Annotated in this window: 24 protein-coding genes; 6 read left to right on the forward strand and 18 right to left on the reverse strand. The window is 50.8% G+C overall.

Annotated elements, in window-relative coordinates:
- Nucleotides 1–11 precede the first annotated feature (11 nt).
- The 3 genes from mdh to citZ all read right to left on the reverse strand — a co-directional run bounded on the left by mdh (nucleotide 12) and on the right by citZ (nucleotide 3,511).
- Complete coding sequence (gene mdh, locus OIN60_RS13935) at nucleotides 12–953, reverse strand: malate dehydrogenase (protein WP_305755444.1); 942 nt, start codon at nucleotides 951–953, stop codon at nucleotides 12–14.
- 10 nt (nucleotides 954–963) lie between these two features.
- Entirely contained in the window at nucleotides 964–2,256 is a 1,293-nt protein-coding gene (gene icd, locus OIN60_RS13940) for an NADP-dependent isocitrate dehydrogenase (RefSeq protein ID WP_305755445.1), read from the reverse strand.
- Nucleotides 2,257–2,398: 142 nt separating this feature from the next.
- Nucleotides 2,399–3,511: a citrate synthase gene (gene citZ, locus OIN60_RS13945; protein WP_305755446.1), complete on the reverse strand. Its 1,113-nt coding sequence runs from the start codon at nucleotides 3,509–3,511 to the stop codon at nucleotides 2,399–2,401.
- 377 nt (nucleotides 3,512–3,888) lie between these two features.
- On the opposite strand from citZ, the gene ytvI reads away from it, so the two are divergent.
- Nucleotides 3,889–5,007, forward strand: a complete 1,119-nt coding sequence (gene ytvI / locus OIN60_RS13950) for a sporulation integral membrane protein YtvI (protein WP_305755447.1) — start codon at nucleotides 3,889–3,891, stop codon at nucleotides 5,005–5,007.
- Between the two features lie 44 nt (nucleotides 5,008–5,051).
- On the opposite strand, the gene OIN60_RS13955 is transcribed toward ytvI, so the two are convergent.
- From OIN60_RS13955 to OIN60_RS13980, 6 genes are all read right to left on the reverse strand, one after another.
- Nucleotides 5,052–5,444 (reverse strand): FxsA family protein, encoded by a 393-nt coding sequence (locus tag OIN60_RS13955; RefSeq protein ID WP_305755448.1) that lies wholly within the window; start codon nucleotides 5,442–5,444, stop codon nucleotides 5,052–5,054.
- Between the two features lie 3 nt (nucleotides 5,445–5,447).
- The gene (locus OIN60_RS13960; protein ID WP_305755449.1) at nucleotides 5,448–5,930 is read right to left on the reverse strand and encodes an acyl-CoA thioesterase; all 483 of its coding nucleotides are present in this window, start codon (nucleotides 5,928–5,930) and stop codon (nucleotides 5,448–5,450) included.
- A gap of 118 nt (nucleotides 5,931–6,048) precedes the next feature.
- Complete coding sequence (gene pstB, locus OIN60_RS13965) at nucleotides 6,049–6,804, reverse strand: phosphate ABC transporter ATP-binding protein PstB (protein ID WP_305755450.1); 756 nt, start codon at nucleotides 6,802–6,804, stop codon at nucleotides 6,049–6,051.
- An 18-nt stretch (nucleotides 6,805–6,822) separates the two neighbouring features.
- A complete protein-coding gene (gene pstA, locus OIN60_RS13970) occupies nucleotides 6,823–7,719 on the reverse strand; it encodes a phosphate ABC transporter permease PstA (protein ID WP_305755564.1) in 897 nt (298 codons plus the stop codon).
- A gap of 3 nt (nucleotides 7,720–7,722) precedes the next feature.
- Entirely contained in the window at nucleotides 7,723–8,658 is a 936-nt protein-coding gene (gene pstC, locus OIN60_RS13975) for a phosphate ABC transporter permease subunit PstC (protein ID WP_305755451.1), read from the reverse strand.
- Between the two features lie 108 nt (nucleotides 8,659–8,766).
- Complete coding sequence (locus OIN60_RS13980) at nucleotides 8,767–9,702, reverse strand: phosphate ABC transporter substrate-binding protein PstS family protein (protein WP_305755452.1); 936 nt, start codon at nucleotides 9,700–9,702, stop codon at nucleotides 8,767–8,769.
- A gap of 181 nt (nucleotides 9,703–9,883) precedes the next feature.
- Here OIN60_RS13980 and OIN60_RS13985 point away from each other — a divergent pair, with 181 nt between their 5' ends.
- Nucleotides 9,884–10,786 (forward strand): LysR substrate-binding domain-containing protein, encoded by a 903-nt coding sequence (locus OIN60_RS13985; RefSeq protein WP_305755453.1) that lies wholly within the window; start codon nucleotides 9,884–9,886, stop codon nucleotides 10,784–10,786.
- A 201-nt stretch (nucleotides 10,787–10,987) separates the two neighbouring features.
- On the opposite strand, the gene pyk is transcribed toward OIN60_RS13985, so the two are convergent.
- The 6 genes from pyk to OIN60_RS14015 all read right to left on the reverse strand — a co-directional run bounded on the left by pyk (nucleotide 10,988) and on the right by OIN60_RS14015 (nucleotide 19,179).
- Entirely contained in the window at nucleotides 10,988–12,403 is a 1,416-nt protein-coding gene (pyk, locus tag OIN60_RS13990) for a pyruvate kinase (RefSeq protein WP_305755454.1), read from the reverse strand.
- A 111-nt stretch (nucleotides 12,404–12,514) separates the two neighbouring features.
- On the reverse strand, nucleotides 12,515–13,507 hold the full coding sequence (locus OIN60_RS13995; protein WP_305755455.1) for an acetyl-CoA carboxylase carboxyltransferase subunit alpha: 993 nt from the start codon (nucleotides 13,505–13,507) through the stop codon (nucleotides 12,515–12,517).
- 1 nt (nucleotide 13,508) lies between these two features.
- The gene (gene accD / locus OIN60_RS14000) at nucleotides 13,509–14,402 is read right to left on the reverse strand and encodes an acetyl-CoA carboxylase, carboxyltransferase subunit beta (RefSeq protein WP_305755565.1); all 894 of its coding nucleotides are present in this window, start codon (nucleotides 14,400–14,402) and stop codon (nucleotides 13,509–13,511) included.
- Between the two features lie 154 nt (nucleotides 14,403–14,556).
- A complete protein-coding gene (locus OIN60_RS14005) occupies nucleotides 14,557–14,745 on the reverse strand; it encodes a glutamate decarboxylase (protein WP_305755456.1) in 189 nt (62 codons plus the stop codon).
- A 179-nt stretch (nucleotides 14,746–14,924) separates the two neighbouring features.
- The gene (locus OIN60_RS14010; RefSeq protein WP_305755457.1) at nucleotides 14,925–15,419 is read right to left on the reverse strand and encodes a phosphatidylglycerophosphatase A family protein; all 495 of its coding nucleotides are present in this window, start codon (nucleotides 15,417–15,419) and stop codon (nucleotides 14,925–14,927) included.
- A gap of 133 nt (nucleotides 15,420–15,552) precedes the next feature.
- Nucleotides 15,553–19,179 carry a DNA polymerase III subunit alpha gene (locus tag OIN60_RS14015; protein WP_305755458.1) on the reverse strand — a complete coding sequence of 1,209 codons (3,627 nt, stop codon included), beginning with the start codon at nucleotides 19,177–19,179 and terminating at the stop codon, nucleotides 15,553–15,555.
- 190 nt (nucleotides 19,180–19,369) lie between these two features.
- Here OIN60_RS14015 and OIN60_RS14020 point away from each other — a divergent pair, with 190 nt between their 5' ends.
- Complete coding sequence (locus tag OIN60_RS14020; protein ID WP_305755459.1) at nucleotides 19,370–19,696, forward strand: YtrH family sporulation protein; 327 nt, start codon at nucleotides 19,370–19,372, stop codon at nucleotides 19,694–19,696.
- A gap of 12 nt (nucleotides 19,697–19,708) precedes the next feature.
- Nucleotides 19,709–20,185: a sporulation membrane protein YtrI gene (locus tag OIN60_RS14025; protein WP_305755460.1), complete on the forward strand. Its 477-nt coding sequence runs from the start codon at nucleotides 19,709–19,711 to the stop codon at nucleotides 20,183–20,185.
- Nucleotides 20,186–20,221: 36 nt separating this feature from the next.
- On the opposite strand, the gene OIN60_RS14030 is transcribed toward OIN60_RS14025, so the two are convergent.
- The 3 genes from OIN60_RS14030 to OIN60_RS14040 form a co-directional block, all read right to left on the reverse strand.
- Nucleotides 20,222–21,556 carry a DRTGG domain-containing protein gene (locus OIN60_RS14030; protein ID WP_305755461.1) on the reverse strand — a complete coding sequence of 445 codons (1,335 nt, stop codon included), beginning with the start codon at nucleotides 21,554–21,556 and terminating at the stop codon, nucleotides 20,222–20,224.
- A 253-nt stretch (nucleotides 21,557–21,809) separates the two neighbouring features.
- The gene (locus OIN60_RS14035) at nucleotides 21,810–22,082 is read right to left on the reverse strand and encodes a hypothetical protein (protein ID WP_305755462.1); all 273 of its coding nucleotides are present in this window, start codon (nucleotides 22,080–22,082) and stop codon (nucleotides 21,810–21,812) included.
- Between the two features lie 97 nt (nucleotides 22,083–22,179).
- Nucleotides 22,180–22,524 (reverse strand): YlbF/YmcA family competence regulator, encoded by a 345-nt coding sequence (locus OIN60_RS14040; protein WP_305755463.1) that lies wholly within the window; start codon nucleotides 22,522–22,524, stop codon nucleotides 22,180–22,182.
- Between the two features lie 256 nt (nucleotides 22,525–22,780).
- Between OIN60_RS14040 and OIN60_RS14045 the strand changes: the two genes are divergently transcribed.
- Together OIN60_RS14045 and OIN60_RS14050 are read left to right on the forward strand one after the other, a co-directional pair.
- The gene (locus tag OIN60_RS14045; RefSeq protein ID WP_305755566.1) at nucleotides 22,781–24,148 is read left to right on the forward strand and encodes a YheC/YheD family endospore coat-associated protein; all 1,368 of its coding nucleotides are present in this window, start codon (nucleotides 22,781–22,783) and stop codon (nucleotides 24,146–24,148) included.
- Between the two features lie 58 nt (nucleotides 24,149–24,206).
- Entirely contained in the window at nucleotides 24,207–25,379 is a 1,173-nt protein-coding gene (locus tag OIN60_RS14050; RefSeq protein WP_305755464.1) for a YheC/YheD family endospore coat-associated protein, read from the forward strand.
- Nucleotides 25,380–25,429 lie beyond the last annotated feature (50 nt).

Raw genomic sequence — 25,429 nt, forward strand, 5'->3', positions numbered from 1 at the left:
TTCCCATTTGATTATAATGAAACGACTTTAATCACATTACGCACGGATTCGGCCGATTTATCGAGCGCTGCTTTTTCTTCCGCAGTCAGCTCAAGCTCGAACACCTTCTCGATACCGCTGCCGCCCAGAAGGGCCGGTACGCCGAGGAATAGATCCTCGTATCCGTACTCGCCTTCCAAATAAGCGATCACCGGAATAATCCGCTTTTTGTCCTTCAGAATCGCTTCGGTCATCTGCACAAGGGACGCTGCCGGCGCATAATATGCACTGCCGTTGCCCAGCAGGTTGACGATCTCTCCACCACCGACGCGTGTGCGCTGCACAATGGCTTCAATACGATCTGCCGGAATCAGCGTATCGATAGGAATGCCGCCAACGCTGGAATAACGGACAAGGGGCACCATATCGTCACCGTGGCCACCTAATACAAAGCCTCGCACATCCTCTACCGAAACATTAAGCTCCTGTGCGATGAACGTGCAGTAACGTGCCGTATCGAGCACACCAGATTGACCGATCACCCGGCTCTTGGGGAAGCCGAGTGTCTGATACGCCGTGTAGGTCATCGCGTCAACAGGATTGCTAAGAATGATGACAATGGCGTCCGGACAGTGATTCTTCACGTTCTCGCATACCGATTTCACAATGCCTGCATTGGTATTGACAAGATCGTCGCGGCTCATGCCTGGTTTACGGGCAACACCGGCGGTGATGATGACAATATCCGAACCGGCCGTGTCCGCATAATCGGAGGTTCCGACAATATTGCTGTCAAACCCTTGCACGGGGCTGGCTTCCAGCATGTCCAGAGCTTTGCCCTTCGTCGGGTTCTCCAGTTGCGGGATATCTACCAGGACGACATCGCCCAGTTCTTTTTGCGCAAGCATCAATGCGGTCGTTGCACCGGTAAAACCGGCCCCGACAACAGTAATTTTGTTACGTTTGATGGCCACGGTACACCTCCTACATATTGCTGATGATTTGGTCGGCAAACTCAGAGCATTTTACCTGCGTGGCCCCTTCCATCAGACGGGCAAAGTCATACGTAACCGTTTTATTATTAATCGAAGTTTCCATGCCTTTGTAAATGAGGTCAGCAGCTTCCTGCCAGCCGAGATGCTCAAGCATCATAACGCCTGAGAGAATTACGGAGCCTGGATTCACAACATCCTGGTCCGCATACTTCGGAGCTGTTCCATGCGTTGCTTCAAAAATAGCATGACCTGTCACATAGTTGATGTTGGCGCCTGGAGCGATACCGATCCCGCCTACCTGCGCAGCCAGCGCATCAGACAGATAATCACCGTTCAGGTTCAGCGTAGCGATGACATCAAATTCAGCCGGACGTGTTAATACCTGCTGCAGGGCGATGTCGGCAATAGCATCCTTGATGATGATTTTACCTGCATCTTCAGCCGCCTTCTGAGCTGCGTTAGCCGCATCGGTGCCGTCTTTTTCCTTGATGATGTCGTACTGGGCCCAAGTGAATACTTTATCGCCAAATTCCTGCTCAGCCACTTCATAACCCCAGTTTTTGAATGCACCTTCGGTAAATTTCATGATATTACCTTTATGGACAAGCGTTACACTCTTGCGGTTATGCTTGATGGCATACTCCACAGCCGCACGTACCAGACGCTTGGAGCCTTCGGAGGAAACCGGCTTGATCCCGATGCCTGATGTTTCCGGGAAGCGGATTTTATTGGCTCCCATTTGCTCCTGCAGGAATTGAATGACCTTCTTCACTTCCTCAGAGCCTTCCTGATATTCGATGCCGGCATAGATATCCTCCGTATTTTCACGGAAAATAACCATATCCACCAAGTCAGGACGTTTAACTGGAGAAGGAACACCGTCGAAATAGCGCACCGGACGAAGGCAGACATACAAATCCAGCTCCTGACGCAAAGCAACGTTCAGAGAACGGATACCGCCGCCGATCGGAGTAGTAAGAGGGCCTTTGATCGCTACGATGTATTCGCGGATCGCTTCGAGCGTATCGTTCGGAAGCCATTCCTCGTATGTATTGAAAGCCTTCTCTCCCGCAAACACCTCATACCACGCGATTTTCTTCGAACCGCCGTATGCTTTCTCTACAGCAGCGTCAAGTACCCGCTTGGAAGCTTTCCAGATATCGCGGCCTGTACCGTCACCTTCAATGAATGGGATGACCGGATTATTAGGCACCTGCAGTTTTCCGTTATCGATTGTGATTTTTTCGCCTTCTGTAGGGAGATCAAACTTTTCCAATTTCATGAGTTCCAGTTCCTCCTTGTATGGTTAATGGTTCGTCCCTGCCTGGCCAATGGAACTGCCGGCATGGAGGGGAGAAAGGGTGATTTCTATCATTGCCACTTGCTCCCCCTGCTTTTCTATTGTACATGATTTTCCTAGGATGTCACCGCAGTTCAGGGGAAACGTATTTCTGATTCGTCGGCCCAGTGTATTCCGCACGAGGCCGGATGATCCGGTTATCTTCATATTGCTCCAGAATATGCGCGGTCCATCCCGATACGCGGCTAACGGCAAAGATCGGCGTGAACAGCTCACGTTTGATACCGAGCTGAGTGTAGACGGATGCGGAATAGAAGTCCACATTCGGCTTCAGACCTTTCTGGGAAGTGACAAGCTCCTCAATACGAACAGACATGTCATACAGCTTCGTATCCCCATTCCGTTCGCCGAGCTCGCGTGACATCTTTTGCAGATGCTTTGCACGCGGATCGCCATTTTTATACACCCGATGCCCGAAGCCCATAATTTTATCGCGGTTGGCAAGCTTCTGCTGGATGAATGGCTCCACGTTATCAAGTGAACCAATCTCGTCCAGCATTTTGGCGACCGCTTCGTTGGCTCCTCCGTGCAGTGGCCCCTTGAGCGCTCCTACAGCGGATGTGATGCCGGAGTAAATATCCGATAAGGTAGCCACGGTAACACGGGCAGCAAACGTTGAAGCGTTCAGCTCATGGTCCGCATGAAGCACCAGCGCCTGGTCCATAGCTTTGACAGCCGTTTCAGACGGCGCCTTCCCGTCCATCATATAAAGGAAGTTTTCTGCGATGGAAGCGCCTTCTTTTGGCTGCACCGGTTCTAATCCGTCACGTAGACGGGAAATCGCCGCTACAATGGTAGGTAGCTGGGCCTGCAGCTTCATTGTTTTGATTTCATTGGCTTCACGAGACATATCGTCCGCTTGGTTGTCAAAAAGGGCCAGAGCCGACACTGCGGAACGGAGCGCTGCCATGGTGTTCATGTCTTTAGGATACAGCTTCATTTGCGAGATGAGCTCATCGGGAATCGGGGCATATCTGCTCAGTTGCGCCTGCAGTTCGCTTAACTGGGACGAACTCGGCAGCTTACCAAACCACAGCAAGTAAGCAACTTCTTCAAAAGAAGCGTTAACGGCCAAATCATCAATATTATAGCCACGGTAAGTGAGGACGCCGTCTACAATCGAGCTAATGGAAGAAGTCGTGGCAACGATTCCCTCCAGACCTTTAGTCGCTGTCATATTACATCTCTCCTTTGTCTAAAAGCTTTGTAAAGGACTTGCAAAATGAAAACAGTTTCAAAACTAAAGATGAAATGGGGAAGCCTTAAAATGTTAACGTCTTATGTCAATAATTTTTATCTCCTATCACTATACTGGATTTTGTCGGTTATGTGAACATCGATAAGCTAATCTGCTGCATTCAAATATTTTATCACTCCTATAAACATTTTTTGAAACCCCTTTCATTTCATAGTTTTTCTAAGTTTGTACCATATTCTCCTCATGGCTTGCATACAAATATACTTCCATGATTCGGTATTTCCCAGACGACATAAGAAAGATTGAAGCAACCTGGCGGGGGGTAATGAATTACAAACAAAAAGGAGAAGTAGAAGGTGAACCGACTTATACTAAAACGTATTTCACGCGCTCTATGGGTCGCCATTGTTATCGTTTTGTTCATTCTGGTCGTATACTGGCTCTTCCCGCTCATGTATCCGTTCCTGCTGGCGTGGCTGGTGGCTTACGTGATGAATCCGCTCGTGCTGTTTCTTCAAAAAAAGGCCAAGCTCCCCCACTGGCTGGCAGTTACCCTGTCGCTGTTCGTCTACCTCGGGGCCATCCTGCTGGTGCTGTCCGCTGCGGTCACACGCTTAGTGAAGGAACTTATTAAGCTGACGAAAACCTTTGATATTCACATTGAAAATTTCAAAAATCTGTTTGTAGCCTGGACACAGAGCGATGTCATTCAAAATATTGTCCTGGAAATTAATAAGTTCATCCGCGAAAATCCTGATTATCAACAGACCATCAATAACAATATTGATAAAACGACACAAAGCGTCAGCAGCGCCGTTACCGATCTGGTTAATCGCTTTTTCAACGGGATTCTGAATTTTCTGACCGCTCTGCCGAATATGGGGGCCGTCCTGATGGTCATTGTGCTGGCTGCTTTTTTCATCAGCAAAAACTGGGAACGGCATGGAAGAACCTTCTCCGGCCTTGTCCCGGTCAATCTGCGTAAACCCATGGCCGACATTTGGAGAGACCTGCGCAAAGCTCTATTCGGCTATTTGCAGGCACAATTTATCATGATTTCCATAACCACGGTCATTGTCATCATTGGGCTCATCATTTTGCGGGTGGATTCCGCCTTTACGATCGGACTGGTGATCGGGCTTGTCGACTTGCTGCCTTACCTTGGCGTAGGCATCATCATGATTCCATGGGCCCTTTATGCGTTTATGTCGGATGATTTAACGCTTGGGATCGGACTCTCCATTCTTTACACTATCATCCTCATTGCACGCCAAATCACCGAGCCTAAGGTACTGGCCAGCAGTGTCGGACTTGATCCGCTTGCCACCCTGATCGGCATGTTCGTTGGGCTTAAGCTGTTTGGCGTACTGGGACTTATTATTGGCCCCGTCTCCCTCGTCGTGCTGGATGCGTTCAATCGTGCCAACGTGCTGCGTGATCTGCGCAATTACATTCTCGCCGGCAGAATAAGGTAGCATCCTCCACCACCGATGAAGCAACAAAAAACGGCGGCATTACGTCAAAACCGCCTGAACGTAATGCTGCCGTTTTTCATCTTTTTCTCCACCCATTTGAACAACAGCTTCCTGTAAATAGGCCGTGTGAGCGGGAAGATCAAACTAAAGCCGATGATATCGGTGATAAAACCCGGAAGAACCAGCATACTGCCTCCGAGGAAAACACATAGTCCATCCAGCATTTTACTGCCTGGCATTTGCCCTTTGTTCATTTGGAGCTTGGCATCAGCAACGACCTTGCGTCCTTCAAACTGCAGCATGGCAAGTCCGATGATGGAGGTAAAAATAATCAATAATATCGTCTTTCCTGCACCAATTCGTTCACTTACCCACAGAAAACCATACAGCTCTACAACGGGAATTAATAATAATAAAAACCAGTAAGGCCTGCGCATGCTTTACTCCTTTCTGTCCGCAACCAGACTCTGCAGCGATTGATACACTTCAGGAAGGGCTTTATCAAGTCTGGCCGGCTTCCAATCGCGGTTCAGCCACACATGATGCGTTGCACCGGTGACGAGTAGATCACCTTGAATCCGTGACATCTCCTGTTGATCGACAGCCACACATCTGATCTCATAAGCAAAACTCAGGCGCATTCTTGATAATTCAGTAAGTTGTGTATATACGGTCACCAAGTCATCATACTTGGCGGGTTTATGATACTTCAGGCTTACATCAATGACCGGCAGCAGCAGTCCCTGCTCCTCCATGCTCCGGTAAGTAAAGCCGGACTCGCGAATCATTTCGGTACGCCCAATCTCGAACCAATTCAAGTAATTGGCATGGTAAACAACACCCATCTGATCGCATTCCGGATAACGCACGCGGAACTGAATGGCAGACCAACCATGCCCTTCTTCCTGCTTCTCTCTGATCATGTAGTGCTTCTCTCCTGTCTTCTGAGCTCAGTCTTAAAATAAAATGACCTTACTCCATTAAACCACATTTCAGGTTCAGGAACAAAAAAAGGCCTGCCTCGAAAGGCGGCCTTATCATTTAGCCGAAACGGCCCATAATATATTCCTGGGTTAGCTCATTGGTCGGGTTAGTGAAAATATCTTTCGTATTACCATGCTCAATCAGATTACCTACATAAAAATAAGCAGTGTAATCAGAAATACGAGCCGCCTGCTGCATGTTATGGGTAACGATGACAATACGCAGTTCTTTCTTAAGCTCGGTAATCAGCTCTTCAATCTTGCCCGTGGACACCGGGTCGAGCGCAGAGGCCGGTTCATCAAGCAGCAGAATACTCGGATTGACCGATAGCGCACGGGCTATGCACAGACGCTGCTGCTGCCCACCCGACAGAGCAAGCGCCGAACCATGCAGACGGTCCTTGACCTCATCCCACAAGGCTGCTTTGCGCAAGCTGGTTTCCACAATTTCATCAAGCTCCTTTTTCCTCTTGATGCCGCGGTATCTAGGTCCGAATGCAATATTGTTATAGATTGATTTATAGAACGGATTCGGCTTCTGCCAGACCATGCCGATCTGCTGACGGAGCTTGATCACGTCCGTATTCGGGTCGTTCAGGTCCTTGCCGTCCATCCAGATATGACCTGTCGCATGGGCTCCTGCAATTTCATCATTCATCCGGTTCAGCGAACGTAAAAAGGTCGATTTCCCGCATCCTGACGGACCAATCAGGGCCGTTACCGTTTCGGCTGGGAATTCCATGCTGATTTTTTTGACAGCTTCAAAGGCTCCATAATATATGCTTAAATCCTCGGTACTGAAAGGCTGGGCCATGTGTTGGTTCATCTCCTTTTAATCCATACGCTTCGCAGCAGTCATCTTTTTGTATACCACTTTGCCAAGCCAACGGGCCGACAAATTGAATGCCAGCACAAGTAGAACCAGTACTGCTGACGCTCCGGCGGCAATTTCTGCGGAGTCAGGCGCAATACCTTCACTGTTCACCTTCCAGATATGCACGGCCAGCGTTTCAGCAGGCCGCATCGGATTGATCGGCGATCTCGGGCTGAGCGGATTCCAGTCCGTGAAATCAAGCGGAGGCGTAGTCATGCCTGCCGTGAACAGCAGGGCCGCAGCTTCGCCAAAAATACGACCGGCCGCCAGAATCGTACCGGTAATCAAGCTTGGCAGCGCAACCGGCAGCATAATGGAAGTGATGATTTTCCATTTGGACAAGCCCAAAGCCAGCCCTGCCTCTTTTTGCTCTCTTGGCACTGACCGGAATGCCTGCTCCGTCGTACGCACCATAAGCGGCAGATTAAATACCGCCAAAGCGAGCGCACCCGACAATAAGGAGAAGCCGAAATTAAACGTGTTGACTATCAGCAGCAATCCAAAAAGACCGATGATGATCGACGGGAACGAAGACAGAACCTCTACGGTCAACCGGATGAAATCCGTAAGACGTCCCGGCTTGGCGTATTGCGCCATATAAATGCCCGCTCCCCATCCGAGGGGAATTGTAATGATCAGCGTCAACACCAGCAGAAATACGGAGTTGAACAACTGTGGACCGATACCGCCACCTACACGCAGCGTTTGCGGAGCACTTGTTAAAAAATCCCAAGAAATATGGCTGATGCCGCGGAACAATATAAAACCAATAAGACCAATTAAGACGGCGACAATCAACAGAGCAAAAAAACAAATGATAAGCGTAGCGGCTTTATCGATCGATTTAGCTTTCATCATTTAAATCCGGTTTCTCCTTTCAAGCAGCCTAACCAGCAGCACGAATACGAATGTCATCAGCAGGAGAACGAGTGCCATGCTCCATAAAGCATCGTTTTGCAGCGAGCCCATCGCTGTATTGCCCATGCTGAGCGTAATCACACTGGTCAGCGTTGAGGCTGATTCCAGCAGGGACTGTGGAATGTGCGGAGCGTTACCGATAACCATTTGCACGGCAAGAGCTTCACCGAATGCTCTGGCCATGCCGAGGATGATACCTGTCATCAAGGCCGGTAGCGTAGTCGGAATAACCACCCGTGCAATCGTCTGCCAGCGGGTTGCACCAAGAGCAAAAGAAGACTCTCGAAGGCCCTTCGGCAGGGACGCCAGAGCATCCGCCATAATACTTGTAATCGTAGGAAGAATCATAAGCGACAAAACCAGACAGCCTGCGAGAATGCCGTTGCCTTGCCCGCCAAACACATTGCGCAGCAAAGGCACAAGCACAGTCAGCCCTACAAAACCGTAAACAACGGAAGGAATACCGGACAACAATTCAATCGCCGGCTGCAGAATCCGTTTACCGAACTTCGGCACGATCTCTGTCATGAATAAAGCCGCACACAGACCAAGTGGGCTGGCAATAAGGGCTGCAAGAATGGTAACCGCAAACGATCCCGTAATAAAGGGGAGCGCGCCGAATGAGGCCGGTCGACCGTCCGGACTCCATTTCGTACCAAAGAAGAACTCGCGCAGACTCACTCCATCAAACGCAAATGTAGCCACTCCCTTGGAAGCTACAAAATAGACGATAGAAATAATAACTGCAATCAAAAAAACGACACAAACCGACGTAAATATACGGCCGGTCCATTCTTCCCAGTAATGCTTTTCTCTCATCATGCCACGGGATTTTTTACTTTGCTCCATGTAAGTCTTCCCTTCAATAGGTTCCATCTTAAGCTCCTTTTAACCGAAGAATAGAGGCCGGACGCATGTCCGCCTCTCTTCTTCGTGTGATGACTGATTGTTCGCCGTACATGTGTCCGGCTCATGAAGTGTTTATTATTTTTTCGTTACGTTACCGTCAACATCACGTGTAACTTGCATGCCGCCTACCGGGATGTAACCAAGATCCACAACGTCAGCTTGTTGAACCGTGTCGGACAGAATGTAGTCCAGGAAAGCTTTTACATGAGGCTGTGGATCACCTTTAGTGTACATATGCTCGTAAGCCCACACCGGATAATCGCCTTTTTCAACGTTCTCGACATTAGCCTCAACACCGTCATATTTCAGAGAAGTAACGGTGTCATCCAGGTAAGACAGAGCCAGGTAACCGATAGCGCCAGGTGTTTCAGCAATCAGCTTTTTAACTGTACCGGAAGAATCCTGCTGGATGGAACCTGGAAGGTCTTCAGTTTTGGTACCCAGAGCGTATTTCTCGAAAGTAGCGCGTGTACCGGAGCTGCTAGGACGGTTAATGATCACGATCGCTTGATCCGCACCGCCAACTTCTTTCCAGTTTGTTACTTTGCCCGTGAAGATAGACACCAGTTGATCTTTTGTCAGATTATCCACACCCACTTGCGGGTTAGCAACAGCAGCCATGGCTACAACAGCAACCTGATGGTCAACCAACTCTTCTGCACCTGTTTCCAGCTTCTCTTGAGCAAATACATCGGAGTTACCGATATCCGCTTGTCCGCCGGACACTTGTGTCAGGCCTGTGCCGCTTCCGCCGCCTTGAACCTGAACGGAAATTTCTTTATATTGATCTTCAGCCATAAACTTCTGTGCTGCTTGCTCTACCAACGGTTGCAGTGCTGTCGATCCAACAGCCAGGACGTTACCACTCAGAGCCGGTGTTTCTGCAGCCTGACCCTCATTGGTTGTTCCTCCTGTCTCACCGCCCTGTGCAGCATTTTTGCCTGAACCACATGCGGCAAGCAGGAACACCAGAGTAAGTGTCATCAGAACGAACGGCCATTTTTTTAACATGATAAATTGTCCTCCCCTTATTAGTGACGGTTTGTTTTTATTTTGTCCATCAGCTACTTTTTTATTGTAGGTTTTGAATGTTAGGTCAAAATCATACTTTTGTAAAAACAATATAAAAAAACAATAGATTTTATCGAATTTTGTATATAATAAATCTATACTGGTTTAGGCGGGGATAACTTTGAAATTGTTGAAATATCAGATCCTGGTTCTTATAGACAAATATCATAAAGTGACTGAAGTCGCACAAGCATTGAACATGAAACAGCCCACAATTTCATTCCATATGAAGAGTATGGAGAAGGAAATGCAAACACCGCTTTTTCATTCTGCCAGAGGGCGCATCCTGCTCACCGAAGCCGGGAGAAAGCTGCTTCCTTATGCGCGGCAGATCCTCTCTCTAGAGTCTGCGGCCATGCAGGCATTGGCTGATCATATCCAACTGACGGGGAATAGGATCCGGATCGCTGCTGAGATCATTCCGGGCAGTTATATAGTTCCCGGCCTGGTGACGGAATATACCAAAATCAATCCGAAGACCTATATTTCACTTGAGATTCATCCCGCGGATACCATCAAACAGCTCCTCCAGGAGGAAGAGATCGATTTTGCTTTTGTCCATGATCCGCTCCTGTCCGATTCGATATCCTGTCATCCTGTATTCCGGGATCACATAGGAATCATGACTTCTACAGCGCACACATTCAGTACGGGAGCACAGCCCACAAAGGAAGAACTACTGCATGAGGCTTTCGCCATAGCGTCATCCCCATCATTCCTGCACAGCTATGTAAAGACATGGTTTGAACGGAGTAGCGTAGCGATGACTTCCGTAAATATCGTATTGGAGACCGCTTCCCTTGAAGCGCTCAAGCATGCAGTATCAGCCGGGAGCATGATCGCTTTCTTCCCTCAAAACGGCATCCGAGAGCAGGAACATGGACTATTGTGGCATGATCTTCCCGGAACCCGGCCGACTTCTTATGAAATTTATATGATGCACGCCAACCACCCGCTGTCCGTCACTGTAGAGGCATTCAAGAACTTCATTCTCAACCAAACCGAACAAACACTGCGGATGTAAAGTTTTTGGGATTAAGCGACATAAAAATAACCGCCTCGAAAAGGCGGTCAGTTTACTGAAGGAGTAGCCCTGTTCTGATCCGATGTGCCAAGCCATCGCCTCCCTCTTTTCAGCCTGGTTAATAGAACATCACCTATAAAAAAAGCTGCTCCCCACTCAGAATAAAATTCTGCAGCGGGAACAGCCTGTATTACAAATCGCTTATACCTGAGTCACTTTAATCAGGTTCGTGGAACCGGAACGTCCAAGCGGAACGCCTGCCGTGATCACAACAAGGTCTCCCTCTTTGACAAGACCACTCTTGACTCCGCCTTCTATAGCGTTGTTAAAGAGATCATCCGTTGAATCTACAGATCTTCCCTTGACGGACACAACACCCCAGATCAGTGCCAAGCGGCGGAGTGTATGCTCATCAGTTGTTACCGCAACAATCGGAGCCTGCGGACGGTATTTCGAGATCATACGTGCCGTAGTGCCCGACTCAGTGGATGTGATAATCGCTTTCGCATGCAGATCAAGCGCCGAGATGGAAACCGATTGGCTGATCGCTTCCGTAATACTAACTTGCTGTGCTGTTCTTTGTTTCTGGAACAACTCACGGTAGTTCAAAGCGGATTCCGCTTTCTCGGCGATGCGGGACATCGTCAGCACCGACTCTACCGGATATTTACCAGCAGCCGTTTCACCGGAGAGCATAATGGCATCTGTACCGTCAAAGATTGCGTTGGCGACGTCACTTGCTTCCGCACGGGTAGGACGCGGGTTACGCTGCATGGAGTCCAGCATCTGTGTCGCAGTAATGACCGGCTTACCGGCAATATTACATTTCTCAATCATGAGCTTTTGTACAATGGGTACTTCCTCTGCGGGAATTTCAACCCCGAGGTCACCACGGGCTACCATCAGTCCGTCAGATACTTCCAAAATTTCGTCCAGGTTGTCTACACCCTGCTGGTTCTCGATTTTGGAAATGATCTGGATATGGCTCGCATTGTGCTTTTTAAGCAGTTCACGGATTTCCAATACGTCGCTTGCTTTACGTACGAAAGAAGCAGCGATGAAATCGACACCCTGTTCGATACCGAACACAATATCCGCTGCATCCTTTTCCGTAATACCAGGCAGGGAAATATGAACCCCAGGCACGTTGACGCCCTTCTTGCTTTTGATTGTACCACCGTTGACGATACGGCATTTAATTTCGGTACCTGCAACCTCAACAACAGTGAGACCGATCAGACCGTCGTCGATCAGAATCGTGGAGCCAGGAGACACATCGGAAGGCAGGTCACGGTACGTGATGGAAATACGTTCCTTCGCACCGAGAATTTCTTCCGTGGTTAGAGTGATGTACTCGTCCTGAACCAGTTCGATCGGCTCAACTTCAAGCTTTCCGGTCCGGATTTCCGGCCCCTTCGTATCGAGCAGCACAGCAACATTTTTGTTCAGTTCCTGGCTAGCCTGGCGGATATTCTTAATACGGTTGCCATGCTCCTCGAAATCACCGTGGGAGAAGTTCAGACGGGCTACATTCATGCCGGCCATAATCAGTTTCTTCACATTTTCCAAAGACTCACTGGAAGGACCGATGGTACATACAATCTTCGTTTTGCGCATTTAGGTTTTCCTCCGTTTTCACAAGGTCTGTCTATATCTTTTTCCAACAATTAAATCTACTATAATTTTGTCTATTTGTATAGGAACTTCGTCATATTTATTGTTTCCCCGTTATCCCTCATCCAAAACCGTACTAGGCGTCTGGTCCTGCGCATACGTAAACTCGCCGATTTTGCGGAACTTACGGTAGCGGTCTTCCCGCAGTTCTTCAGGGTTCATAGCAGACAGCTCCTTCAAATGCACTGCCAACGAAGAGTGGATGGCCTTCGCAGTCTTCTCATAGTCCTTATGGGCGCCGCCCCTTGGCTCTGGAATAATATCTTCGATGACTTCCATGTCCAGTAAATCATGTGCGGTGATCTTCATCGCTTCGGCCGCCTGATCCGCTTTGGACGCGTCCTTCCACAAAATAGAGGCCGCACCGTTAGGAGAAATCGCAGAGTAAATCGCGTGCTCTAACATCAGAACCCGGTTGCCGACAGCCATTGCCAGCGCACCGCCGCTCCCACCCTCACCGATGACCACACAAATAACAGGCACCGAAAGCTTCGCCATTTCCCGCAGGTTGCGGGCGATCGCTTCCGATTGACCTCTCTCCTCTGCCGTATTTCCCGGGTAAGCCCCTTTGGTATCGATAAACGTAATAATCGGCCGGCGGAACTTGTCCGCCTGCTGCATCAGACGCAGTGCTTTCCGGAATCCTTCCGGATGCGGACTGCCGAAAAAGCGTGCGATATTGTCCTTCGTATCCTTACCCCGCTGCTGTCCAATGACGGTGACCGGCGTCCCGTTCAGACGGGCCAGCCCCCCTACCACCGCCAAATCGTCGCCGAAGAGGCGGTCGCCGTGCAGTTCGATGAAGTCCGTAAACACCAGCTCGATCAGATCAAGCGAAGTCGGCCGCTGTTGGTGACGGGCAAGGTGCATTTTCTGTGCTGCGGTAATGCTGCTGTAAATCTCATCCTCCATCTTGCGGTACCGTTCTTCAAGGCGGCCGATTTCTTCAGTGAAATCTATCCCTTTCTCCTGACCGAACTGCTGCAGCTCCTCAATCTTTTGCCGCATCTCCACAAGAGGTTTTTCGTAAGGCAATTCTCCTGCCAATCTAGTTCGCCCCTTTCGTGCTGTGAAGTTCTAGCAGCTTGGCAAGTGTAGCGCGCATGTCCTTGCGGTGCACCACCATATCGAGCTGACCGTGCTGCAGATTAAACTCAGACGTCTGAAAATCATCAGGCAGCTTCTGGCGAATCGTCTGCTCGATGACAATCCGTCCCGCAAAGCCAAAAACCGCACCCGGCTCCGCAATGTTAATATCTCCCAGCGTAGCGAAGCTGGCCGATACACCGCCGGTTGTCGGATCTGTGACCACAGAAATGTAAAGTCCACCCTGCTCGTCCAGCCGCGCGAGAGCCGCGCTTGTCTTGGCCATTTGCATCAGGCTCAGAATGCTCTCCTGCATTCGTGCGCCGCCGGAGGTCGAAAAAATAATGATTGGCAGTTGATGTTCGATGGCATATTCAATAGCACGGGTAATCTTCTCGCCTACTACCGAGCCCATGCTGCCTGTGAAAAAGTCAAAGCTCATGACTGCGGCGACCACAGGCTGCCCGCCTATTGTCCCGCGTCCCGTAACTACAGCCTCGCGCAATCCCGATTTCAGGGTCTGCTGTTCAAGCTTGGTGCTGTACCCCGGGAATCCCAGCGGATCGACCGAGATCATGTCCGCATCAAACTCGGTAAAATCTTCCTCATCCAATATCATTTGAATCCGTTCCGGCGCATTCAGGCGCATATGGTAACCACAATTCGGACATACTTTCAGATTCTTCTCCAATTCTTTGCTGTATTGGATTGTTCCGCATTTCCCGCATTTGGTCATCAAGCCTTCAGGAATTTCCCTTTTAGGCCGTTCCTGCGTCTCCGGGCTGTCGTTTCGAAGGGTTCTGTCAGACGGGATGGTCGCGTATTTCCTTTTCTTCTGAAATAAATCTTTAAACACAACTACACCTCTCCAGCCGTTAATTTGTCGGCCGCAACCGATAAAGGTCCTCGTGTCGCCATGCGGCACCTGAATACGATATAACATCAGCCGCCGACGCCCGCAGGCGTCACCGTTGTCTGCACTCTTATCATGCTTACTGCCCGTTTCGGACTCAGCGGTGCAAAATGGAATTAAGCACTTCCTGAACTTCTTCGACTTCTCCGGAAGGGACGAGTATCTCAAACTGCTGCTTGGAAGCGCTAATCGCACGCGTCTTCACTAGAAAACCTTCCTCAGACAGTTTAAGCTTGATCCTCTCAGCCAGCTTGGCCGTAGGCGCAATATAGATCACCGTCCACACCTCTTAACCCCCCAAGGTTCATGTTCTGAGTCCGTATAATGAAACAATGATACCATACCTTTCTTTTTTCCCGCAAGAAAGACCCTCCTGATTAAGGGAGGGGCTCCAAAGCTGAAAAACATAGGCAGCCCAAGCTACGGGCACGTTCCTACGCCATAATATAAAATTTTAATTTAAATTTAAGAAGGCGGGGTGGGATAGTGCTTGGCACCCTCATTGCGATGCGCAATCCTCGCGGAAGCGGCTGCTGCCAGACCTGCGACAAGGTCGTCCAGGAAGACGTGAACACCTTGATCTTTGCGGTTAAGCTGCTTCATGATACCTGTTTTATCTTTATCCACGTATCCGAAGCTTGTTAAGCCGATCATGCCATACACACTGGTGATTCCCAGAGCAAGGGTTTCATCGACCCCGAACAATGGTTCATCCGCTTCCATCAGCGCCTGCAAGGGCTGGGGCAGAAGCCCCTTCTCCGCCAGCTCATCCAATGCAATTCCTGTATAGAGCGTATACTGCACTTCCCTTTTCTGCAAAACAGCTCTGACGCTCTCAACACATTCCTCTAAAGTCAGATCCGGATAATAGCCATGCTGCAAATGAAAAACAATGTCGGCAATGGACTCGATCCCGACTCCCCTGCGCTCCAGCAGCTCTTCTACATACGCCTTTGACATAGGCTCCCTCCGTTTCACCACAGCCGAACGACTTCGGCTTTTGCGAACCCGTGAAATATTTGAAATCAGTTCGCCAGTGTTTTCAAGTGTATGCGAAAGAGAGCTAAATAGTTCAAAAATGATCCATAATAGGTCATCTAACCCGGACCGAATCCTTGCCAAGCAGCGCCTCAAGCTGTCCGAAAAGCTCCTGCGATGGCTTGATTCTGTAGGCCCCGCTCAGTGCCAGCAGCTTCTGGCTGCTCTCGTAGAAAAGTATGGTCTCCAGCGGACCTCTATGCTCCTGCAGCACCTGCTTCAGCCGTGTAAGCAGCTCCGCATCCTTCTCCGCCTGCCGTGTGATCTTGATAAATACGCGCTGAGTCGGGGTCTTCTCTGCAAGAGCTGCAGCCGGGGCCTTAGCCCGGGACTCCACGGCTTGGACCGTCGCACCGGTTTGCGAGCGGGCATGGACCTGTGCTCCGCCGCTCGCTGGAGTATTCGACTGCGGACGCGTCCCAACCGACAGTCTATGCCGCAGCCGCTCCAGCTCATCCCTGCCAAGCGGTCCGACTTCGTCGGCGAGCAGCTTGAAATGCTCGTCCTGCTGCTGAACCTTTGCACGCACAGCCAAGAGAGCCCCCTTTTCAACCAGCCGCTGGCTGCGACGCCATACTTCGGGAAACAATACAACCTCACAGCGTTCGATCTGGTCCTCCAGCTCAATAAAGGCCATAGGCTTGCCCTGCTTCGTCGTAATGGTTTTGAGTGATACTACCATGCCTGCGGTAACTACCACCACATCGTCCTCCTCCTCGGCCAGCTCCCTCAGCCTGTCAGCCCCCGCCGTCTCCAGCGCTTCTTCAAAATCGTCCAGCGGGTGGCCGGACAAGTAGAGCCCCAGCAGTTCACGTTCCAGCTCCAACTGCTGGCCGCCGCTGAAGGGAGGCACCTCAGGGTACGGGATTTCCCAATTCGGGGTCTCCACAAAATCAAACATCTGAATCTGCAGGTCATCCCGTTCCTTACGCCATTTCAGGGCCGCTTCCACCGTTTCGTCAAGCATGGCCAGAAGCTGTGCACGGTGCCCCGGCAATGAATCAAACGCGCCTGCCTGAATCAGAGATTCAATGACTCTTTTGTTGCAGACACGCAAATCCACGCGGCGGCAGAAATCCAAGAGGCTGTCAAACGGCTTCTCGGCACGGACAGCCAGAATGCTTTCCATCGCCTGGGTTCCAACATTCTTGATGGCTGCGAGTCCGAAGCGGATGTTCCCTGGCCTGGACTCGTCCTCTGCCTGGTCGCCGCCAGTAATTTTCGGGGCTACAGGCGTAAACAGCACTCCGCTTTCATTGACATCCGGTGGCAGCACTTCAATGGCCATTCGTCTGCATTCAACAACATATTCCGCCACCTTGCGGTGGCTGCCCATGACAGCGGCCAGCATAGAGGACATGAAATGAACCGGATAATGGGCCTTCAGATATGCCGTCTGGAAAGCCAGCACACCGTATGCGGCGGCATGAGCGCGGGGAAAGCCGTAATCGGCGAAACGGACGATCATATCATACACAGCCTCCGCCTCCGTCTCCGAGTAACCCTGCTTCAAGCTTCCCTGCACAAAATGTCCGCGCTCCCGATCCAATACCTCACGCTTTTTCTTGGACACCGCCCGGCGCAGCAAATCGGCGTCTCCCAACGAAAAACCCGCCATGCGGGACGCAATCTGCATAATCTGCTCCTGGTATACGATAATGCCAAAGGTATCCTTAAGGATCGGTTCCAGGTCGGGATGCGGGTATTGAACCTCCGATTTCCCGTGTTTGGCCTCAATAAATTTCGGGATAAACTCCATTGGGCCCGGCCGATACAATGCAAGTACAGAGATGATATCCTCAAAGCCCGAAGGCTTCAGGTCTTTAAGAACCCGGCGCATCCCCGCTGATTCCAGTTGGAATACGCCCGTCGTATCCCCGTGCCCCAGCATATCGTATGTGAGGCTGTCGTCGTCGCTGATCTCGTTAAAATCGGGACTACGGCCATACTGCTCACGAATCCACTGCTGGCAGCGCTCTATAATGGACAGTGTGCGCAAACCGAGAAAATCCATTTTGAGCAGGCCGATCGATTCCAGATTTTCCATGGAGTACTGGGTCAGCGGAATCCCTTCCCCACCTTCCTGCAGCGGAACCGCATCCGTCAAGGGAGATTGCGAAATAACAACACCCGCAGCGTGCGTCGAGGCATGACGCGGCATACCTTCCACCTTCATGGCCATATCCAACAGGTTACGCGCCCGAGGCTTCGTCTCGTACAGCTCCTTCAGCTCGGGGCTGATCTCCAGCGCCCTATGGATATGAATGCCCAACTGTCCGGGAATCAGCTTCGCCGCTTTGTCCACCTCACCGAACGGCACATTTAGCGCACGGCCGACATCGCGCACGGCAGCCCGGGCAGCCAGCGTTCCAAAGGTAATGATCTGGGCGACATGCTCTCGGCCGTATTTCGCAACTACGTACGTGATCACCTCGTCCCGCCGCTCGTCGCTGAAATCGATATCAATGTCCGGCATGCTGACCCGCTCAGGGTTCAGAAAGCGTTCGAAAAGCAGCTTGTACTTGATGGGGTCAACATTCGTGATCTCCAGCACATAAGCCACTAGACTGCCTGCCGAAGATCCCCTCCCCGGCCCGGTCACGATCCCGTTACGATGAGCAAATGCGATAAAATCCCATACAATCAAAAAATAGTCACTGAATCCCATGCTTTCGATCGTAGCGAGCTCATAATCCAATCTGGATGTCAACTGCTTCCGGCCTTCCGGATCTGTCCACATCGGGCTGGCAGCATAACGTTTCTCCAATCCCTCGCCGCACAGCTGCTTCAAGTAAGCAGAAGGTGTCATGCCCTCAGGCAAAGGCCGGTAAGCTGGCAGGATCGATTTGCCGAATTCCAGCTCCACATTGCACTGCCGTGCAATTTTCACCGTGTTCTCCAACGCTTCCGGTAGATGGGGAAATAATTGGTTCATTTCCTCTGCACTCTTAAAATAAAGCTGATCCGTCGGAATCCGGAAGCGGCCTTCATCCTCTACGGTTTTCCCTGTTCCGATGCAGATCAGCACATCCTGCACCTCCGCATCCGGACGGGTCAGATAGTGAATGTCGTTGGTCGCCACAAGCGGAATGCCCATCTCCTGCGCAAGCGCCACCAAAAGCGTATTCACCCGTTTCTGTTCAGGCAGTCCGTGATCCTGGAGCTCCAGATAAAAGTCCTCTCCAAAAATATCAAGGTAGCGTCGCGCCGCGCGTCGCGCTTCCTCCTCACGGCCGTGCAGCAAATGCTGCGGTACTTCGCCCCCCAAACAGGCACTAAGGCAGATGATTCCTTCACTGTGGGCTGCCAGACTTTCCATATCAATGCGCGGCTTATAATGGAAGCCCTCCAGATGCCCTATCGAGCATAGCTTCATTAAATTACGGTAGCCCGCCATATTTTTGGCGAGCAGTATCAAATGATATATGGGCTGATCCTTGCGACTGCCGCGCTCCTTGCGGGACCCTGCCGTCAAGTAGGCTTCACACCCGATAATCGGCTTGACACCGTGTTCCATGCAGGCCTTGTAGAAAGGGATGATACCGTACATAACCCCATGATCCGTCAGGGCCAGCGCTTCCATCCCGTTGGCCGCGGCTTGTTTAACCAGGTCCAGGGTACGAGCCGCGCCGTCCAGCAGACTGTATTCACTGTGAACGTGCAAATGCACAAAAGAACTCATGCGCTTCTCTTCCTTTCACCCGTGGTATATATGTGCAAATGTCTATCGCTGAAATTCGATTGTTGAATGGAACTATTTTATCATATCCTGCAACAAACCGCCCATAGAATAAAGTACAGCCCTGAGCGGACAAGAGCATATCCGGGGCTGAATGTATTGGCTTCGCCAAGTCGAAAGGAGCATAGGCCGAATGAGTACCTTCATCTCCAAAGTCATTCTGGATTTCTTCATTGCGTTTGGTATCGTACTGGGAGGGGCCTTGCTGGGAGGCATGGGGGCAATCGTCTCTCTCCAGCCTCCTACACAAACCATGCTGGATGTCGCCGGACGAATCAAAATATGGGCGCTCGCGGCCGCGGTCGGCGGCACCATTGATCCCATGCGGGTCATTGAGAGCAATATGCTGGACGGTAACCTGTCTCCGGCCATCAAGCAGATTTTGTATCTGATCTTCGCCTTTCTGGGCGCGCATATGGGCACCGAGCTGGTCAAATGGGTGTGCAGCAGTCGCGGCTGAGCGGGGCAGCCTATGAATAAATGGATACAAACTTTCCGATCGTCCTCTCTCCTCGTGCTAGGCATGGTGTTCGGCGCAATTATTTACAATATCGTATGGCATAACCGCTTCAACGAGCTGTGGACCATGAATCAGGACCTGCGGCTGCAACTGCAGCAGGCGCAAGAAGATAACAAGACACTGCAGCAGCTCAGCGGGCGACAAACGGTCATCAAAAAAATTAAAATTACCGCCGAACAGGCGTCCACGGAGAAAATCGATCCTATCGACATTAAGGACATCATTCAGCAGCTCTATGCGGACATGGAAGTGCTTCGCGGCAGAGACATTTTCGAAATTGACAGTGACAGTCGGCTGGTTCGTACGCTGCTGAACCGCAAAATCTATACAGTCCGCGAGAAGGAGTATGCCGTCCAGATCAAGACGATGCTGGTCATGGAACATGTGCTCCAAATCTGGATTGAAGTACGGCCCTATATCCGAAGCTGACCTTCCTTATCCTCCCAATGACTTGACACCTGCAGGTCAGCCCGGATCTATAGAGTGCATAGTCATTACTCCTTTACATACCAGGTTGTTCTCCCTCAGGATTTCGATTTCCAGCCTACACACACGGCGGCTGATTTCCAGGATCGCCGGACGGATCACCACAGCGTCCTCAATTTGGACGGGGCTGATAAAATAAGTGGTTATATTATCAAGCACATGGTCATTGCCTGTCACATCCTTCGCCGCACGGTAGGCCGCCTGGGTCATAATGTTGATCAGAACGCCTTCAGAGATCGTTCCAAGATGGGTAGCCATCTGTGGAATAATAAAGCCGCGGAACATCAGCTCTCCGTTCGAACCCCGCTCTTCCGCAAAACCATTCCAGATCAAATGGTCAAACGTCTCCCCAAGCTGCGGCTGCTTTTGCGCGTTACGCAAAGCCTCCAGCACCTCACGCCTTGTAACAGCCGCGACCAGCTTGCGGCTGCGGTCCACGATAGGCAGATAATGAATGCCTTCCCACGTCATGATCTGGGCCGCCGAAGCCAGCGATGTCTGCTGGGACACCGTAACCGGATTGCGGATGACCACCTTATCAATCGTCTGCTCAGGCAGCAGGCCCTTCACATCAGGGCGGCTGACAATACCGACGAGACGGTTCCATTCGTCCACGACCGCAAAACGATGCTCACCCGTAATCTGGACCAGCCGTTCGTATTCGGCTGCCGTGCTGCCTCCCTTTAGAGTGTGCAGCTTAGGTTTGTGGGCGGTAATATCCTCGATGAGCATAATTTTCTTCTTGATCAGCCGGTCGAAAATAGCCCTGTTGATCATGGAAGCAACTGTAAAAGTATCATGACGAGAGGAGATGATTGGCAGATTCAGTTTGTCCGCCAACAGCTTGACTTCGCGCGTGGTTCCGAAGCCACCCGTGATTAATACACCTGCTCCCTGCTCAAGAGCGAGCGAATGCGCATTATCCCGGTTGCCCACAATGAGGAGGCTGCCCGGGTCTATGTAACGGGCCATCGCCTCTTCCCTCATGGCTCCGATCACGTATTTATGCAGCGGCTGATCCAGCCCTTCGCTTCCCCCTAACACATGGCCTTCCACAATTTTGACCACATCGGCAAAGGTAAGCTGCTCAGACATGCCGCGCGGCCGTTTCTCTACACGTACAGTGCCAATCCGTTCCTTGGTAATGACAATTCCCAGGTTCTCCGCTTCCTTGACGGCCCGGTAAGCCGTACCTTCGCTCACCCCGGTCTCCCTTGCCAGCTTCCGCACAGATATTTTGGCCCCAATCTTGAGCTCCTCAATATGCCGCAGAAGCTGCTCATGCTTCGTTACCGTTTCATCATAACCCTCCACAACTGTTACACCCCCAACGGTCAAACTGTATTAATCTGTACCCATTATAGCAACATGACAGGACAGAAGTAAAATCTTAAAAAGGGGCTACGCACAAAGCAGCGGAGAGAACGAAGCAATTCCGGAAAAGCGGAGCGTTCGCCTTTGTCCCGAAGGGGCAACCGCGATTGGAGGAATGTTTCGTTCTCGGAGCGCCTCAGCACACAGAAAAAGAGAGCCCCCGGGTCAATGGACCTTTTGGGACTCCCACGCATTATATGGATCTGCCTCGTTCTTTATCCAACTGCAGTTGCCACTGCTGCAGCTTCGCCTTGCGAACTCTTTCCAGCGCTTGGCGCTTCTCATCATCTACCCCAAGCAGGAAATGAAGGTTTGCCCCGATGACCATGAGCGCAAACAACACCCAGACGATCCCAAACCCGTTAACGAGGCCCAGGCCTCCGGTCAACGATATGCGCGGCAGCGCAATCAGGAGCATTGCCAAAGCAATCAGCACATACACACCATGTTTCCATCTCTTTTTCATACTATACCGGTCCCCTTCCTTATTCCAATCAGGATGAGCCTGATCGCGAATCTATGTATCTAGTCTATGAGGGAGGGGAGTCGAATATGAGACAAACTTACATGGAAGATCCGTACAAATGCTGCATGCTGTCTGTAATAATTTTATTAACATCCTCAATAATGATGCTCAGACGACGTTCCGCATCAAAGAGCCTGCGAATACTTAGATTCATGCTAAGCACTTCAAACAGCTTCTCCAGCTTCTCCATCTCTTCCTGATCTGGCATGTCGCCGCTCATCATACGCTGCTGCACTTCCATCTGCTTTTGCCGAAAATTATCCAGCATCCGCTTCGCTTCCGGTTCCGCATCAATCAGCTTCATGGCAGAAGTGATCTCCTCTACCTCAGGGCTTTCTTTCAGTGCCTTTGCCAAATCATGGGCTTTGTCATACACATTCATGGTTTACATTCCTCCAAGTTTTTTTTATAAGAAAACCGTCTATCATCGTACTTTCACAGAAGGCAGACCGCATTTAGCGGAAGTTTTTCTTGCGATTTCAGGAAGCTTGTGCTTCGAGGATTATACTTTCTGAGATCTTAAACAAAGGCTAATCACCAAGGGATATATGTCCTCATATGATGGAATACATGCAATGTACTGAAGCAGCCCCTGCCTCCCTCAGACATCGAAGTTGCAGCCCGGAAGGAGATCCATGATGTCCAAAAAAAAGATAACGGTTCAGGTTATGGGATCGGGCATCTTGCAGGATGACGTCCTTATGGTTGGTGAAAAACTGCTCAAGCAATTGAAGCTTCAAACCGGGTACCCTGTTCAACTGGTATTCGGTGCATTCCGTCAGCAAATGACCGCGATCTCTGTACCTCGTTATGACGGAATTCGTCTCGGGAGCGGCATCGCGTACAGTATGGGAATCCTCTCAGACTGCGCGCTTCGCATGCAATATAACCCGAGGAGCCGGACACTCCGGCTGGGTCCACTGATCAGCGTCCTTATCAGCAGGGATTATCCCGGGCAATACGACAAGCCTTTTGGTAAGATCACACAATTTTGTCGTGAGCTGTCTGGCGCATGCGGTAAACAGGGCGCGTTTGTGTATTTCTTTACACCTGAGCATATTTCAGGAAATGCAAGCCGGGTCGAAGGCTGGGTATACAGCAATGGCTGGAGAAAGGCTACTCTACCTGCAGCCGATGTCGTCAATAACCGCCTGACCTCCCGTAAGCTTGAGAACAAACCTAGCGTACAGCATTTCATGAAAGAAGTAAAATCCCGTTACGGCTCCCATGTGTTTAATGAAAAATTTCTCGATAAGCACGAGGTTTTTGATGCGTTAAAAGGCAGCAGCGCACTGCGGCGATATCTGCCCGAATCTCATCTGCTTGAAAACTTTGCGGTCTTTAAGCGGATGTGTGGCTTGTACAGCCAGGTATTTATCAAACCAGTGCGCGGCAGTCTGGGGAAAGGGATTATACGTATCAACAAAAATGCTGACGGTTCGTTCACAATGCTAACAACGACTACGGGCACGCCGCTCAAACAAACCTACCCCAACGTCACCAAGATGTTTGCCGGGTTGTCGGGCAAGATGCGATCCACCCGCTTCCAGATCCAGCAGGGGCTTACCTTGATTCATCACAACATGCGCCCCGTGGACTTTCGCGCCCTGGTGCAAAAGAACAGCAGCGGCGCATGGAGTGTAACATCGGTCGTTGCCCGCATTGCAGGAGGCAGCCATTTTGTTTCCAATCTGGCCAGAGGCGGGACGCTCAGCACCGTGAAGGATGCGGTTGCCAAGACCACCCTTTCGGCCACCGCAAAAGCAAATGCCCCCAACAAGCTGAAGGCAGCGGCATTGCAAATCGCAGCAGGAATCGACCATACGATCCCCGCCCACTTTGGTGAATTAGGTATTGATTTGGCTATTGATTCTTCAGGAAGGATCTGGCTGATCGAAGTCAATTCCAAGCCGTCCAAAAATGATAACACCCCTCTCGGGGATGTAAAAACTCGCCCTTCCGTTCTGAGAATGCTGGAGTATTCCTGTCATTTGACCGGCTTTTAGCTGTGCAGTCCGGTCTAGAGTTTCCGTATGATCGTCCGAGAATTAGGAGGCACCCCGTATGCTGGCTTTACATGCTGTTTCCAAACCGATGCTGGGCGTGCTTGTCAGTACAGCCAAGGGCTCCGTCCCCCTATCGGAACTGAGCTTCTGCCGCAGATTGATCCAGATAGGCAGGCAGCTCGGTATACATGTTGCTGCATTCAATTCAGAAAGTATTCACCCGGAAGCAGGACGAATCGACGGCTTCGTGCATCATGACGGGGCTTGGCGCGCCTGCAGTTTTCCTCTGCCGGATATTATTTATAACCGCTGCTGTAATTATCGGGAAGGAAAGACAGCTCGGTCTCAGCTGCTGCGCATGGCATCCATACTTGAGTGTCCATGCACCTTCCTCTCTGGTGGTCTTCCAGGCAAATGGGGGGTTTACAGCTCGCTGAGAACCGATCCTCTGTTGTCCCCTTACCTGCCGCTGACCATGCTCTTCAACAAGGATCGTCTTCGGAATCTGCTTTCCAGACAACAGGGTGTGTTTCTGAAACCGCAATCCGGCATGCAGGGAAAAGGAACACTTTGTCTGCAAGAGCACGCAGATTCCGACGATTCCCCATTCTCACTCCAGGGACGGGATCACAGCAATCAGACATTTTTCCATACTTATTCCAATTTTAATGAAGCTTATGACTGGATTTCCGCGTTTATTCGGGAAAGGCCTTATATTATTCAACCGTTTCTGGATTTACACAGCTCCACAGGCCGCCCTTATGACGTTCGTGCTCTGGTGCAAAAGGACGGGACGGGAGAATGGAAATTGACCGGTACCGCCGTTCGTGAAGGTGAGCCAGGAAGCCTGACCTCCAACCTGCACGGCGGAGGCACAGCCCGGGAAGTTGCAGGTTATTTGCAGAATCAGTTCGGTACACAACCGTCACACAGCATTCTAAAGAAATTGAATCAACTGTCTATGTATATACCGCCAGTATTGGAGGCCAGGTACGGCCGCCTCGGTGAGCTGGGTATAGATTTTGGCATTGATCGTTCAGGGCAATTGTGGATTCTGGAGATTAACTCCAAACCGGGGCGTGCTGTTTTTACAGAAATCGGAGACCGATCAGGTGCCATTGCGGCTGCAGCCCGGCCGCTTCTGTATGCACGGTATCTAATGCGTCGGCATTGCCCGGCTGCGATCCATACTGGCACAATACGTCACTTTCCAAGTTTTCAGCTAAGCTGACCCGGACGGCGTCCATGGCCACAGTTTCACGCCCGACCGGGATAGGAGGA

The organism is Paenibacillus zeirhizosphaerae (genome assembly GCF_030705605.1).
GTDB lineage: Bacteria > Bacillota > Bacilli > Paenibacillales > Paenibacillaceae > Paenibacillus > Paenibacillus zeirhizosphaerae.

What these genes read in the sequence shown, in the direction of transcription:
- icd (WP_305755445.1), bottom strand. Translation starts at nt 2,256, where the DNA reads ATGAAATTGGAAAAGTTTGATCTCCCTACAGAAGGCGAAAAAATCACA.
- citZ (WP_305755446.1), bottom strand. Translation starts at nt 3,511, where the DNA reads ATGACAGCGACTAAAGGTCTGGAGGGAATCGTTGCCACGACTTCTTCC.
- OIN60_RS13955 (WP_305755448.1), bottom strand. Translation starts at nt 5,444, where the DNA reads ATGCGCAGGCCTTACTGGTTTTTATTATTATTAATTCCCGTTGTAGAG.
- OIN60_RS13960 (WP_305755449.1), bottom strand. Translation starts at nt 5,930, where the DNA reads ATGATCAGAGAGAAGCAGGAAGAAGGGCATGGTTGGTCTGCCATTCAG.
- pstB (WP_305755450.1), bottom strand. Translation starts at nt 6,804, where the DNA reads ATGGCCCAGCCTTTCAGTACCGAGGATTTAAGCATATATTATGGAGCC.
- pstA (WP_305755564.1), bottom strand. Translation starts at nt 7,719, where the DNA reads ATGAAAGCTAAATCGATCGATAAAGCCGCTACGCTTATCATTTGTTTT.
- pstC (WP_305755451.1), bottom strand. Translation starts at nt 8,658, where the DNA reads ATGGAACCTATTGAAGGGAAGACTTACATGGAGCAAAGTAAAAAATCC.
- OIN60_RS13980 (WP_305755452.1), bottom strand. Translation starts at nt 9,702, where the DNA reads ATGTTAAAAAAATGGCCGTTCGTTCTGATGACACTTACTCTGGTGTTC.
- pyk (WP_305755454.1), bottom strand. Translation starts at nt 12,403, where the DNA reads ATGCGCAAAACGAAGATTGTATGTACCATCGGTCCTTCCAGTGAGTCT.
- OIN60_RS14010 (WP_305755457.1), bottom strand. Translation starts at nt 15,419, where the DNA reads ATGTCAAAGGCGTATGTAGAAGAGCTGCTGGAGCGCAGGGGAGTCGGG.
- OIN60_RS14015 (WP_305755458.1), bottom strand. Translation starts at nt 19,179, where the DNA reads ATGAGTTCTTTTGTGCATTTGCACGTTCACAGTGAATACAGTCTGCTG.
- OIN60_RS14020 (WP_305755459.1), top strand. Translation starts at nt 19,370, where the DNA reads ATGAGTACCTTCATCTCCAAAGTCATTCTGGATTTCTTCATTGCGTTT.
- OIN60_RS14025 (WP_305755460.1), top strand. Translation starts at nt 19,709, where the DNA reads ATGAATAAATGGATACAAACTTTCCGATCGTCCTCTCTCCTCGTGCTA.
- OIN60_RS14035 (WP_305755462.1), bottom strand. Translation starts at nt 22,082, where the DNA reads ATGAAAAAGAGATGGAAACATGGTGTGTATGTGCTGATTGCTTTGGCA.
- OIN60_RS14040 (WP_305755463.1), bottom strand. Translation starts at nt 22,524, where the DNA reads ATGAATGTGTATGACAAAGCCCATGATTTGGCAAAGGCACTGAAAGAA.
- OIN60_RS14045 (WP_305755566.1), top strand. Translation starts at nt 22,781, where the DNA reads ATGTCCAAAAAAAAGATAACGGTTCAGGTTATGGGATCGGGCATCTTG.
- OIN60_RS14050 (WP_305755464.1), top strand. Translation starts at nt 24,207, where the DNA reads ATGCTGGCTTTACATGCTGTTTCCAAACCGATGCTGGGCGTGCTTGTC.